This is a genomic window from Geodermatophilus sp. SYSU D00697 (genome assembly GCF_054050175.1).
In genome coordinates, this window is record NZ_JBJGYV010000024.1 from 56,443 (window position 1) to 69,407 (window position 12,965).

General features: G+C 76.5%; 11 protein-coding genes and 1 pseudogene. 3 read left to right on the forward strand and 9 right to left on the reverse strand.

Going from position 1 to position 12,965, the window contains the following annotated elements; genetic code table 11:
- Nucleotides 1-43 precede the first annotated feature (43 nt).
- Nucleotides 44-562: a copper chaperone PCu(A)C gene (locus tag ACI79C_RS18810; RefSeq protein WP_456947207.1), complete on the forward strand. Its 519-nt coding sequence runs from the start codon at nt 44-46 to the stop codon at nt 560-562.
- On the opposite strand, the gene ACI79C_RS18815 is transcribed toward ACI79C_RS18810, so the two are convergent.
- Nucleotides 559-1,575 carry an LLM class flavin-dependent oxidoreductase gene (locus ACI79C_RS18815; protein WP_456947208.1) on the reverse strand — a complete coding sequence of 339 codons (1,017 nt, stop codon included), beginning with the start codon at nt 1,573-1,575 and terminating at the stop codon, nt 559-561. The two genes, ACI79C_RS18810 and ACI79C_RS18815, sit on opposite strands and share 4 nt — an antisense overlap.
- Nucleotides 1,576-1,621: 46 nt before the next feature.
- Nucleotides 1,622-2,506, reverse strand: a complete 885-nt coding sequence (locus tag ACI79C_RS18820) for a polysaccharide deacetylase family protein (protein ID WP_456947209.1) — start codon at nt 2,504-2,506, stop codon at nt 1,622-1,624.
- 514 nt (nt 2,507-3,020) lie between these two features.
- Between ACI79C_RS18820 and ACI79C_RS18825 the strand changes: the two genes are divergently transcribed.
- Together ACI79C_RS18825 and ggt are read left to right on the forward strand one after the other, a co-directional pair.
- Nucleotides 3,021-4,415: a ferredoxin reductase family protein gene (locus tag ACI79C_RS18825; RefSeq protein ID WP_456947210.1), complete on the forward strand. Its 1,395-nt coding sequence runs from the start codon at nt 3,021-3,023 to the stop codon at nt 4,413-4,415.
- Between the two features lie 167 nt (nt 4,416-4,582).
- Entirely contained in the window at nt 4,583-6,391 is a 1,809-nt protein-coding gene (ggt, locus tag ACI79C_RS18830) for a gamma-glutamyltransferase (protein ID WP_456947211.1), read from the forward strand.
- A 6-nt stretch (nt 6,392-6,397) separates the two neighbouring features.
- Here ggt and ACI79C_RS18835 read toward each other — a convergent pair whose 3' ends face one another.
- From ACI79C_RS18835 to ACI79C_RS18865, 7 genes and pseudogenes are all read right to left on the reverse strand, one after another.
- Entirely contained in the window at nt 6,398-6,958 is a 561-nt protein-coding gene (locus tag ACI79C_RS18835) for a hypothetical protein (protein ID WP_456947212.1), read from the reverse strand.
- Nucleotides 6,955-7,968, reverse strand: coding sequence for a DUF6297 family protein (locus tag ACI79C_RS18840; RefSeq protein ID WP_456947213.1), 1,014 nt, complete (start codon nt 7,966-7,968; stop codon nt 6,955-6,957). The genes ACI79C_RS18835 and ACI79C_RS18840 overlap by 4 nt, the downstream gene beginning before the upstream one ends.
- Nucleotides 7,969-7,971: 3 nt before the next feature.
- Nucleotides 7,972-8,250 (reverse strand): AAA family ATPase, encoded by a 279-nt coding sequence (locus ACI79C_RS18845; RefSeq protein ID WP_456947218.1) that lies wholly within the window; start codon nt 8,248-8,250, stop codon nt 7,972-7,974.
- A pseudogene (locus ACI79C_RS18850) lies at nt 8,233-8,666 on the reverse strand (ABC transporter ATP-binding protein); the annotation flags it as partial. The gene ACI79C_RS18845 and the pseudogene ACI79C_RS18850, both read right to left, overlap by 18 nt.
- Before the next feature lie 51 nt (nt 8,667-8,717).
- Nucleotides 8,718-9,185, reverse strand: a complete 468-nt coding sequence (locus ACI79C_RS18855) for a universal stress protein (RefSeq protein WP_456947214.1) — start codon at nt 9,183-9,185, stop codon at nt 8,718-8,720.
- On the reverse strand, nt 9,178-10,026 hold the full coding sequence (locus tag ACI79C_RS18860) for a hypothetical protein (protein WP_456947215.1): 849 nt from the start codon (nt 10,024-10,026) through the stop codon (nt 9,178-9,180). The genes ACI79C_RS18855 and ACI79C_RS18860 overlap by 8 nt, the downstream gene beginning before the upstream one ends.
- A gap of 32 nt (nt 10,027-10,058) precedes the next feature.
- The gene (locus ACI79C_RS18865; protein WP_456947216.1) at nt 10,059-12,479 is read right to left on the reverse strand and encodes an MFS transporter; all 2,421 of its coding nucleotides are present in this window, start codon (nt 12,477-12,479) and stop codon (nt 10,059-10,061) included.
- Nucleotides 12,480-12,965: the final 486 nt, after the last annotated feature.

A 12,965-nucleotide genomic window follows, 5' to 3' on the forward strand; every position in this document is an offset into this window, starting at 1 on the left:
GGACAGTCCCGTCGACCGCCGGAGACCGCGGAGGGAGAGCCCCGTGCGAGAGCCCCGACCCACCCGCCCGTCCCGCCGCGCCCGCTGGGTGGCTGCGGGGGCCGCCGGTGTCCTGGCGGTGGCCGGCTGCGACGCGGGCAACGACGCCGAGACCGTGGAGGAGACGCCGGACGTCGCCGGTGTCGACAGCACGGTGGGCCAGGTCTCGCTCGACGACGTCTTCCTCGACGCCGAGGACACCGTCGCTGCGGGGGCCTCCGTGCCGCTGCGGGGGGTGCTCACCAACGACGCCGAGGAGGCCGACCGGCTCGTCGGCGTCACCACCCCGGCGGCGGAGTCGGTGCAGCTGCTCGACGAGTCCGGGCAGGCCAGCCCGGACGGCGTCGAGCTGCCGGCGGGAGGCCAGGTCGAGGCGGTCACCGGCCCGGTGCGGATGCAGCTGGAGGGCGTGACCGGGTCGATCGCACCCACCGACACGGTGCAGGTGACCTTCACCTTCGACCGGGCCGGCGAGGTGGCGCTCGACGTACCCGTGGCCCCCGGCCCGGGTCCCGTCGACTAGGGCGTCGCCGGCCGCCAGCCAAGCGCCGGGCCCAGGTGCGCGGCCAGGTCGGTGAGGATCTGCTCGTAGTCCTCGTCGGTGAAGCTGAACGGCAGCGCGAAGACCACCTCGCTGACCTCCCGGAAGCCGGCGTGCGCGTACAGCGCCTCGGCGATCTGCTCGGAGGAGCCCAGCAGGTCGCGGGCGAACAGCAGCCGCGCCGGCCCCTGCGGGGTCGCCGTCCGCGGGGTGCGGGCCGCCACGTACTCGGCGTACCGCTCGCGCTGGGCGGCGGTCGCGCTGTCGGTCGGGATGACCACCAGCCCCTGCGAGACCCGCCCGCCGGGGTTGGCGGCGCGGAAGGCGCGGACGTGCGCGGCCTGGATCGCGGCGAAGTCTGCCGACTCCTCGGCCTTGACCACGCTGGAGGTCAGGAAGTTCATCCCCTGCTCCCCGGCCCAGCGGGCCGAGGCCAGGCTGCCGCCGCCGTACCACATCCGCGCGCGCAGCCCGGGGGAGTGCGGCTGCACCCGGGCGGAGAACTCCTCGACCACGCCCTCGCGCCCGGAGAAGGTGCTGGCCCGCTCGCCCGCGACCAGCCGCAGCAGCCGGGAGACCCGCTCGTAGGAGAAGTCCTCGGCGGCGGCGGTGTCCGGGTAGAGCGTGTCCCGGACGTCGTCCCAGTGCATCGGCGGGCCGACGCTCACGCCGGGGTGCAGCCGGCCCCCGGAGAGGACGTCGACGGTGGCGAGGTCCTCGGCCAGCCGCAGCGGGTTCTCCCACCCCAGCGGGATCACCGCGGTGCCCAGCCCGATCCGCCGGGTGCGCTGGGTGGCGGCGGCCAGGACGGCGACCGGCGAGGAGATGCCGTACTGCAGGTGCCGGTTGCGTACCCAGGCGGTGTCGAGGCCCAGCCGCTCGCCGAGCTCGATCACCCGCAGCGTCGCCTCGTGCCCGGGGCCCGGGTCGGCGCCGTCGAACGTGCCGATGGTGAGGAAGCCCAGCTTCTCCAGGGGGACCGAGGGGTCGGGCATGCCGCCGATCATCCCGATCGGGGCGCTCGCCGTCCCCGGAGGGTGGTCAGGAGGCCCGCGGGGAGCGGCGCTGGAAGTCCAGGGCGATCTCGTCGAAGGTCGCCCAGCGGACGCCGTCGTGCCGGTTGACGTGATCGATGATCCTCTCCAGCGCCAGCAGCACCTGGGGCCGGCCGGAGACGTCGGGGTGGATGGTCATCGTGAAGACGGCGTAGTCGTACTCCCGGTGGACCCAGTCGAACTGGTCGGTCCACATCTGCTCGATGTCGCGGGGGTTGACGAAGCCGTGGCTGTTCGGGCTGGACTTGACGAACATCATCGGCGGCAGGTCGTCGAGGTACCAGTTCGCCGGGATCTCCACCAGGTCGGTCTCGTGCCCGCGGACCAGCGGCTGCATCCACGTGTCGGCCGGGGCCGAGTAGTCGATCTTCGTCCAGCGGTCGCCGACCCGGACGTGGTAGGGCTCGAAGTCCCGGTGCATGAGCGAGTGGTCGTAGCGGATGCCGCGCTCGAGCAGCAGCTCGTTGGTGACCGGGGAGAACTCCCACCACGGGGCGACGTAGCCGGTGGGCCGCCGTCCGGCCCGCTTCTCGATGAGGTCGATGCAGCGGTCGAGGACGGCCTCCTCCTGCTCGCGGGTCATCGCGATCGGGTTCTCGTGGCTGTAGCCGTGGACGCCGATCTCGGAGCCGGCCGCGACGCAGGCGTCGAACTGCTCGGGGAAGGTCTCGATGGAGTGCCCGGGCCAGAAGAACGTCTGGGTGAGCCCGTTGCGGGCGAACAGGTCCAGCAGCCGGGGCACCCCGACCTCCCCGGCGAACAGCCCGCGGGAGATGTCGTCGGGGGAGTCCGCGCCGCCGTAGGACCCCAGCCAGCCGCCCACTGCGTCGACGTCGACGCCGAAGGCCACGAAGATCTCCTTGCCGCTCATCCCTGGGCTCCTTCCCGGGTCGGCCGCGCGCGGCGGGGAGGAGCCGCGCGGGGGGCACAGCGGCCCCAGCGCACCACGGTGCGGCGCCGTCCGCACGTCGCCGGCGCCCCGGGTGCTGGCAGGAGTCGACGAACCGGCTGTCGACTCCACGGCAGCCGCGCCGCCGTCGCCGACCGCGACACGCCGACGGTGCGGCACGCCGGGCCGGTGGTGCTGTGACCCGACGCACTCCGGCGGCTGACCAGGCACCTTGTGCGGCGGGGTCGCGACGGGCTTGACGACCCGGGGTCGGGCTCACCTAACGTCATTCCCCGAACACCCCCTGTGTGCGGTTCCGGCCGGTGTGCCGGCCGTCGGGAGCGCGTCCCCGGAGCGCCCGGCGGGGCGGTGTCCGCGGCGCGCGCCGCCGCCCGGGTCGGTCGGTGACCCGGGGCGCGCCCGCGCGGGAACGCACGGGAGAGCACCTCATGCACCACCCCACGAACCGCCGCCGTGCGCGAGCAGAGGACCGTCGGTGACGGCGGTCCTCGAGCGGGTCACCGCCGAGCACGCCGCCGTCGTCCCGGGGGTGCCGCGCTCCCGGCGCGCCCCCTCGGCCGAGGGCCGGGCGGTTGCCTGGCTGGCCGTCCACGTGCTCATCGCGGTGGCTCCGCTGGCCCTCTGCTCCACCGAGGTCCGGCCGGGCCGCGGATTCGCGGTGAACCTCTCGGTCGCGCTGGGCTTCCTCGCCCTGTCGGTCCTCGGCCTGCAGTTCGCCCTCGCCGCCCGGTTCTCCCGGCCCACGGCACCGTTCGGGATCGACTGGGTCCTCCGCTACCACCGGCAGGTCTCCTTCCTCGCCGTCGTCGCGGCCTTCGGGCACCCGGTGCTGCTGTTCCTCGTCGACGACCGCTACCGCGTGCTGCTCGACGTGGTGCACGCGCCGCTGCGGGCCCAGTGCGCGTGGCTGTCGGTGGCCGCCCTGGCCCTGCTGATGGGGACCTCGATCTGGCGGCGCGCGCTGCGGCTGAGCTATCCGGTCTGGCACGTGCTGCACTCGGCCCTGGGCGTGACGATCGTGCTCGCCGGCCTCGGCCACGCCTTCCTCGTGGACTACTACTTCAGCGAGACGTGGGTCCGGGTGGCGTGGACCGTGTACGCCGCGGCGTTCCTGTGGCTCGCGGTGTGGGTCCGGCTGGTCAAGCCGCTGCGGCTGTGGCGGCGCCCGTGGCGGGTCGTGGAGCTGTGGCCGGAGCCCGGTGGCAGCGTGACCGTCGGTCTGGAACCCGCGCACCGCCACGGTGGACACAGCTTCCGCTTCCAGGCGGGGCAGTTCGCCTGGATCATGCCAGGGCGCATGCCCTTCCGGCCGACCTACCACCCGTTCTCGATCTCCTCGAGCGCGCTGCGGCCGCGGGTGGAGTTCACGATCAAGCAGGTCGGGGACTTCACCCGGTCGATCCGCCGGCTGCGGGTGGGGGACACCGTCTACGTCGACGGCCCGCACGGGTCGTTCACCCTCGAGCGGCACCCGGGGATGGGCTTCGTCTTCGTGGCCGCCGGCGTGGGGGTGACCCCCTTCCTGAGCATGCTGGCCACCCTGGCCGACCAGGGGGACCGGCGGCCGGTCTGGCTGTTCCTCGGCAACCGGTCCGAGGACCAGATCACCGGCATCCGCCAGCTGCAGCGGCTCGAGGGCCGGCTCGACCTGACGGTGGTGCACGTCATCAGCCGCCCCTCGGAGCACTGGCCGGGGGAGCGCGGGCGCATCGACGCGCGGGTGCTGGCCCGGCACCTGCCGGAGCACCATCGGAACCTGCAGTACTTCATCTGCGCGCGCGAGGAGATGGTGCACGCCGTCCGGTCCTCGCTCGGCGAGCTCGACGTGCCCGCCGACCGCGTCCACAGCGAACACTTCGGGATGGTCTGACATGCGCTCCCTGGGAACCACGACCGCCGCCTGGATCACCAGCTGGGTGATGCTAGCCCTGTGCGTCCTCTGGGCGGTCGTCCAGCACTGAGCGGCCCGGCGCGCGGAACGGCCGGGTGGGGCGCAGGCTGGGCGGACCGGCACGCCCTCGACCCCGGGGAGTCCCCATGCCGCATCGGCGGACCACGCTGGTCGCCCTGCCCCTCCTCGCCTCCGGCGTCCTGGTCGCCGGCGGCCCCACCGGGACCGCCGACGCCGCGCCGGTCCCGGCGCGCGCGCCGCTGGCCATCGGGACCGGCGGCGCGGTGGCCACGGTCGACCCCGACGCCACCCGGATCGGGCTCGAGGTGCTGGCCGCCGGGGGCAACGCCGCGGACGCCGCGGTGGCGGCCGCCGCCGCGCTGGGGGTGAGCGAGCCGTACTCGGCGGGTGTGGGCGGGGGCGGGTTCTTCGTCTACTTCGACGCCGCGACCGGGACGGTGTCCTCCATCGACGGCCGGGAGACCGCGCCGGCCGCCATGGGCCCCGACGCGTTCCTGGACGAGGCCGGGCAGCCGCTGCCCCTGCAGGAGGCGGTGCAGAGCGGGCTGTCGGTCGGCACGCCGGGGACGCCGCTCACCTGGGAGCGGGCGCTGGCCGAGTTCGGCACCCTGGACCTCGCCGAGGCGCTCGACGGCGCGATCGGGCTGGCCGAGGACGGCTTCGTCGTCGACGAGACCTTCCGCCAGCAGACCGCGGACAACGAGGAGAAGTTCCGCCGCTTCGCGCCGACCGCCGAGCTGTTCCTCCCCGGCGGCGCCCTGCCGGAGGTGGGCACGGTGTTCCGCAACCCCGACCTCGCCGACACCTACCGGCTGCTGGCCGCGGACGGCGCGGCGTTGTTCGCCACCGGGGAACTGGCCGCCGACGTCGTCCGGACGGCGCAGGACCCGCCGGAGGCCCCCGGCGCCACGCCGGTGCGCGCGGGTCTGCTCGAGGCGGCCGACCTCGCCGCCTACGACGCCCCGATGCGGGCGCCCACCCGCGTCGACTACCGCGGCCTGGCGGTCTACGGGATGGCCCCGCCCTCCAGCGGCGGGTCCACGGTCGGGGAGGCGCTCAACGTGCTGGAGGACCTCCCGCTCGGCTCACTGCCTCGGGAGACCGCGCTGCACGCCTTCCTGGAGGCCTCGGCGCTGGCCTTCGCCGACCGCAACGCGTTCGTCGGTGACGCCGACGCCGTCCCGGTGCCGCTGGACGAGCTGCTCTCCGAGGGCTTCGCCGCCGAGCGGGCCTGCCTGCTCGACCTCGGCCGGGCCCTGCCCCGGCCGGTCGCGCCGGGCAGCCCGGACGGCGAGTACGCCCCGTGTCCCGCGCCGGCGGGCGAGCCGGTGCCGGCGGGCGCCGAGGGGCCCTCCACCACCCACCTGACGGTCGCCGACGCCGCGGGCAACGTGGCCAGCTACACGCTCACCATCGAGCAGACCGGCGGCACCGGCATCACGGTGCCCGGCCGCGGCTTCCTGCTCAACAACGAGCTGACCGACTTCACCTTCGCGCCGTCGGACCCGGCGCGGCCGGAGCCCAACCTGCCCGGCCCGGGCAAGCGGCCGCGCAGCAGCATGGCGCCGACCATCGTGCTGCAGGACGGCGAGCCGCTGATGGCGCTGGGCTCGCCGGGCGGGGCCACGATCATCACCACCGTCCTGCAGACCCTGGTCGGCCGCGTGGACCTCGGCCTGGACCTGGCCGAGGCGATCGCCGCGCCGCGGGCCAGCTCCCGCAACGGTGCCGCGGTGGACGCCGAGCCCGCGTTCCTCGCCGCGTCCGGCGCGCCGCTGGAGGCGCTGGGGCACACCTTCACCGAGGTGCCCGAGATCGGCGCGGCGACCGGCGTCGAGTTCCTCCCGGGCGGACTGCTCCTCGCCGCCGCCGAGCCCGAGCGCCGGGGCGGCGGGGCCGCCGGCGTCGTCGAGGACGTCCTGGGCGGGTCCTGAGCCCGGTCAGTCCGGCTGCGCGCGGCGCCGCGCCAGGTGCACCAGCGCCGCGGCGGCGACGGCGAGCGACCAGGCGAGCTGCACGAGGACAAGGACCGGCGTGGGGCCGGCCTCCAGCAGCGCGGCCAGGAGCGGCAGGCTGCCCACGACCGCGACGTCGACCCCTTGCACCAGCGTCGCCCCGACCCCCACCGGCACGGTCCCCATCGGCGTCGACATGACCGGTCCCGACCAGTCCAGCTCCGGCCGGTAGGCCGCCCGCAGCGCGGCGGCGGCCCAGGCGGGGGCCACGGCCAGCCCCAGGACGGCCCACCCCGCAGCGGAGCCGGTACCGATCCCGACCAGCAGTCCGGTCAGCCCGCAGACGGCGGCGGTGACGACCGCCGGGACGACCGTCCGCGCGGCGACGACCGAGGCGCCGGACAGCGGCAGCAGCCGGTCCAGCTCGGGCGCCGCCTGCGCCTCGCGGCCCGGCCGGCCCGCGGCGACCGCCGCGAGCGCCCAGCCGAGCAGGCAGCCGCCCCACACGGCCAGGGGGAGCGAGCCCAGTCCGGCGGTCCGCGTCACGACGACGGCACCGCCACGGCGACCACGAGCTGGCCGACCTGCCACCGGCCGCGGGCGAGCACCGCGAGGTCGACCGCGACCACGGCCTGCCACGGGCGCCGGACCCGGGCGAAGCGCCGGCCGCGCCGCGGGGTGCGGTGCCCGACGGACAGCGCCCGGCCGAGGTCCCGGGTGTCGAGGGACAGGACGGAGGCGCCGGCGGACTGCGCCGTGGCGCCGCTCGCCCGCAGCCGCCCGGCGTCCAGCCGGTCCAGCCCGGCCGCGGCGAGCGGGAGCAGGACGGTGGCCGCCGCGGCCGGCAGGCCGACCGACCGGGCCGGCGGGCTGCCGGGACGGGGGACGTCCAGCGGGCTGCCTCCGGTCGCGGCCACGCTGCTCGCGGCCACGGCGAGGACGGCGACGGCCACCATGACCGCGCCGGCCACCGGCGCCACGCGGCCGCCGCGTCCCCGGGACTGCAGCCAGGACGTCGCCCCGACGGCCGCGGCGCCCAGTGCGGCCGCCCAGCCCAACCCGGTCAGCACCGAGCCCGGCGTCGGGCTCGGCGCGGCGCCCAGCACCAGCGGCAGGGCCAGCAGGACGGCGGCTCCGGCGACCCCGGCCGTCGTCCGTGTCAGGTCCCCGAGGAGCAGGCCGCGCCGCCCGGCGGGCAGCGGCAGCCACCAGGCGGCGGCAGCGGGGGTGCTGCTCACCGGGCCGAGCCGGTCGAGGACGAGGAGGGACCCCGCGACCGTCAGGACCACCCCCGTGGCGGCCGTGACGTGCGCCGGCAGCGTCGCTGCGGTGACCGGCACACCGCTCGTGGTGACCCGCTCGCGCAACGACGCCAGGCTGCCGCCCAGGACCGCCACGCCGATCGCGACCGACGCGAGCGTCCCGACCACGTCCCCGGGCCGGGCCCACAGCGTGGTGCCCGCCCGGGCGGCCGTGGCTCGCCGGGTCAGCCGGCGCACTGCTGGCCCGCTCAGCTCGGCGCGCGGGTCGGCCACGACCCGTGCGGTGGTGGTCACCGCTCAGGGCCCCGCGATGAGGGCGGCCGCACCGGCCGGGTCCAGCACCCGGCAGGCGTCGTCGTCCACCGCGAGCACCTCGTCGGCCACGGCGCTGACGAGGGCGGGGTCGTGGCTGGCGAACAGCACCGCGGTGCCGGCGTCCCGGCGCTCGGCGAGCCGGTCGGCCAGCCGCGACCGCATGCCCGTGTCGAGCCGTCGTTCGGGCTCGTCGAGCACCATGAGCCGGGCCGGGCGGACGAACGCCGCCGCCAGGGCCAGGCGGCGCTGGCCCGAGGACAGGGCCGAGGGCAGCGCGTCGGCCCGCTCGGGGAGCCCGACCGCCTCGACCTCGGCCGCCACCACGGCGTCGGTGTCGACCACGCCGTGCCCGCGCGCGGTCAGCAGCAGGTGCTCACGGCAGGTCAGCGAGGGAAGAAGGCGTCGTCGTCGAGCACCGCGGCCACGTCGCGGCGGAAGCCGGCCTGCCGCTCGTCGACGGGGGAGCCGTCGAACTCGACGGTCCCCGCGAGCGGCGGCAGCAGGCCCGCCAGCGTGCGCAGCAGCGTGGACTTGCCCGAGCCGTTCGGGCCGACGACGGCCAGCGCCCGGCCGGCGGGGAGCCGGAGGTCCACCTGCGCGCACACCGGGTGCCCGCCGTAGCCCACGAGCAGGGCCTGTGCCGTCAGCAGGTCGGCCGGACCGGTTCCGTCATCCATCTCGAGCCGAACCTGGTGCCGCGGGCCGGGGCGGCAGGGGGAGCGACGTGCTCACGGGACGATGACCACGGGCCAGCGCCCGGTGCGGACCAGCCGGCTGCCTACCGAGCCGGCCAGCCGGTGGGCCGCCCGGGTCGAGGCCCCGACCACGACGACGTCGGCCCGCAGCTCCGTGGCGGTCCGGGCCAGCTCGGCGAAGGGCTCGCCGCGGACGGCGACGAACTCGGCGGGGACGCCCGCGTGCGCGGCGCCGGCCTCCACCTCGCCGCGCAGGTGCGCGGTGCGGTCGGCCATGGCCTCCTCGAGCGGCCAGGGCTGCTCGGGCACCAGCAGGGCGAGCACCGGCGGCGTCATGACGTGCACCGCCACGAGGCGGGCGCCCTCGCGGCGGGCCAGTCCTGCGGCGTAGGCGCCCGCCCGGAGCGACGTCGGGGAGCCGTCGAAGCCGACGACCACCACGCGGGCACCGTCGGTGCCCAGCTCGAAGGCCGATCCGCGCGGGGCGGTCTCCTCAGCCACGGTCGTGCTCCGTCCGGTGGCGCGGGTGGCCGGAGCTCCGGGTCGGGTCGTCCGCCGCGGAGGTGGTGGTCGAGGCCCTCGGGGTGGCCTGGGCCGGGGTCGTGGTGGCCTGGGCCGGGGTCGTGGGTCCGGGCCGGGGTGCGCCGGTCTTGGCCCCCGCCGGGGTGTTGTGGACCGGGTCGTCCCGAGCCGGGGCGGTCTGCGTGGGGCGCGGTCGGTCGGTCGCCGGAGCCGCGGTCCCGGCTACCGGACCGGCGGGGTCGGCGGGGGAGCCGGCGGCCGCCGGTGCCGGGACCCCGGTGTCCCCTGCCGCCGGTGACAGCCCTCCGGCCGGCGGCCGGGAACTCGCCGCGGGCGGGCGCTGGGTGGCCGTGGTCGGGCGGTCGGTGGCCAGGGGCCCCGGCGCTCCGGTCGTCCCTGCCGGGGCGGCGATCGTGCCTGCGGGGGCGGCGGTCGTCCGCGGGAGCGCGGCCCCGGGCGTCCCGGGCGCCGGGGTGGTCGCCGGCGTGGTCCCTGCGTCGAGCGACGGGGCGGCCGCCACCGTCGCCCGGTCCGGCTGCGCCGACGGCTCGCCGTTCCCGCCCCCGGCCAGCAGCACCCCGGCGGCGAGCACTGCCGCCCCGGCGCCCACCGCCACCGCGGCCAGCGCACGGCGCGGCGTCCGGCGGGCGCTCCCCACGCCCGGTGCCGGCACCGGAGCTGCCGCGGCCGGTGGTGCGGGCTCGGCGGCGAGGATCCGCAGCGCGGCCTGCGCCGGCGGGCGCAGCGGTCGACCGGCACGGAGGTCGGCGAGCACCAGGTGCGTGAGGTCCCGCCGCAGGACGTCGTCGACGTCCGCCATGGGGGCCTCCTCTCGGACGGGTCGGTGGAGGATCAGCCGCGGGCCGACCCGAGGGTCACGTCGTGGGCGACCTCGGTGCCGGCGGGCACCCGCAGCGCCTCGGCCACGGGGGCGAAGCCACTGGTGGTGAGGGTGTACGAGCCGGGCTGCAGGTCGTCGAACTCGTACCGGCCCGTCCCGCCGGTGCACGTGGAGGCCAGCACGTTGCCGTCGGCGTCGAGGAGGGTCACCGTCGCCTCGGGCAGCGGCCGCCGGTCGCTGGCGGCGCGCACCACCCCGGTGACGCGGGCGCCACCCACGAGGACGAGGTCGCGCACGGCGGTCTCGCCGTCGGCCAGCCCGACGGGGACGGCGACCGGCTGGTGGCCCGGCGCCCGGCCGGTGAGCGTGTAGCTGCCGGGGAGCAGCTCGGCGAGGGCGAAGGACCCGTCGTCGGCGGCTGCCGTGCTCGCCACCACCTCGCCGGAGGCGTCGGTGAGCGTGACCAGGGCCGCCGGCAGGGAGGCGCCGTGCCCGTCGCACACCGTTCCGCGCAGCGCTCCGCTCCCGGCCAGCACGACGTCGCGGTGCACCGGGGACTCCGCCACGGCGACCATCGCGGCGTCGGGCGTCAGGTGCGGGGCCGACGCGATGAGGAGGTGGGTGCCGGCGCCGGCGGGCCGCAGGCGGTACCCGCCGTCCGTGCCGGAGCTGGCGCGGTCGACCTGCCGCCCGGCGACGTCGGTCAGGGTGACCGACGCGCCGGCCAGCGGCTGGCCGTCGCCGCGCAGGACGCGCCCGAACACCAGCCGGCCCTCCAGGACGTGCCCGTTCCCCGCACCGGTCCCGGCCGCGTCCCCGGCCGGGCCCCCGCCCGTCGGGGCGGCGGATGCGACGGGCACAGGCCGCGTCGGGGCCGGCGTCTCCTCGACCGGGCTGTTGGAGCGCCGCAGCGGCACCTCCCGGACGAACAGGACCGCCAGCACCGCCACGGCCGAGATGACCGCCGCGAAGACGAAGACGTCGCCGATGACGTCGCCGTAGACCCCGCGGACCAGGTCCTGGACCGGAGCGGGCAGGCCGGCCAGGTCCAGGGACTCCGAGCCGCCGCCCTCCGGCGCCGGCAGGCCCATGGCCACCAGCCCCTCGGCCACCCGGTCACTGACCCGGTTCGCCGCGATGGAGCCCAGGACCGAGACCCCGGCGGCACCGCCCATCGAGCGGAAGAAGGTCACCACGGACGTCGCCGCGCCGATGCTGCGCAGGTCGACGGTGTTCTGCACCGCCAGCACGAGGTTCTGCATCGTCATGCCGACGCCGAGGCCCAGCAGCGCCATGTACCCGGCCATCAGGGTGTAGCTCGTGGTGTGGTCGATCGTGCCCAGCAGGCCCATGCCGCCGACGAGAAGGAGCGTGCCGGCCACGAGGTACCGCTTCCACTTCCCGAAGCGGGTGATCAGCTGGCCGGAGACGGTCGAGGAGAGCAGGAGCGCTGCGATCATCGGGATGGTCGCGAGGCCGGCCTTCGTCGGGGACCAGCCGCGGGCGATCTGGAAGTACTGGCCGAAGAAGACCGAGGCACCGAACATCCCGACGCCGACCGCGATCGAGGCGATGATCGCCAGCGCGGTGGTCCGGTCGCGCAGGATGGGCAGCGGGATGATGGGCTCGCGCACCCGGCTCTCGACGAACACCACGAGCAGCAGGGCGACCACGCCGCCCCCGGCCATGGCCGCGGACTGCCAGGAGAGCCACTCGAACTCGTTGCCGGCGAAGGTGACCCAGATCAGCAGGTCGCTGACCGCGGCGGTGAGCAGTGTCGCGCCGACCCAGTCGATGCTCACGTGCCGCCGCAGGGTCGGCAGGTGCAGCGTCTTCTGCAGCAGGACCAGGGCGACGAGGGCGAGGGGCACGCAGACGTAGAAGGTCCAGCGCCAGCCCAGCCAGGAGGTGTCGACGATGACCCCGCCCAGCAGCGGGCCGCCGACGGTGGCCACGGCCATGACCGCGCCCAGGTAGCCGGAGTACTTGCCCCGCTCCCGCGGCGGGATCATCGCCCCGATCACGACCTGGGCCAGGGACTGCAGGCCGCCCATGCCGATCCCCTGCACCACGCGGAAGGCGATCAGCGTGCCCATCGACTGCGAGAGGCCGCAGAGCGCCGAGCCGATGGTGAACACCACGATGGCGAGCTGGACCAGCAGCTTCTTGCTGTAGAGGTCGGCCAGCTTGCCCCAGATCGGCGTGGACGCCGTGGCCGCGAGGAGGGCTGCGGTGACCACCCAGGTGTACTGGGACTGGGTGCCCTCCAGCCGTGCGGTGATCGTCGGCAGCGCGTTCGACACGATGGTGCTGCTGAGCAGGCCGACGAACAGGGCGAGCAGCAGCCCGCTGAGTGCCTCGAGCGTCTCCCGCTTCGTCATGGCCGTCGTGTCGACGGCCGCCGTCCGCTCGGCCCGGTGGGTCGTGCTCATGCAGGGTCCTCCGCAGGGAACGGCCGCCGGCCGGGTGCGTGTACTGGGAGTGGGCGGGAGCTGGCTGTCACCGCCACAAGTTGTACTACGCAACGATAAGCCCCCTTCTTCCCGCCCGCGTGGAGACGGCGCTCACTCGATCCCCGGGAGCCGCGGGCCGGGGCCGTGTGTCGCGGCCGTCGCCGCGAGCCGCGATGCGCGATGCGCGAGCCGCGAGCCGCGGCCGTGGGTGGCGGGCTTTGTGTCGCCGTGCCGAGCCGCGAGCCGCGACCTGCGCGCCGCGTCCGTCGGAGCAGGCGGCCTCGACCCGCGGACGGCGGCCGCCCTCGCACCAGGCGTGGGCGGTCGCCGCAGGTGGAGGGTCGGGTCAGAAGGGTGGGGGGTCGTCGGCGGGGTCGGGTGCCGGGGGTGGTTGCGGCGGTTTCGGTGGGGGTCCGGCGAGCACGCGGGAGCCGGTGAGGGGCAGGGCCGGTCGCAGGCCGGGGG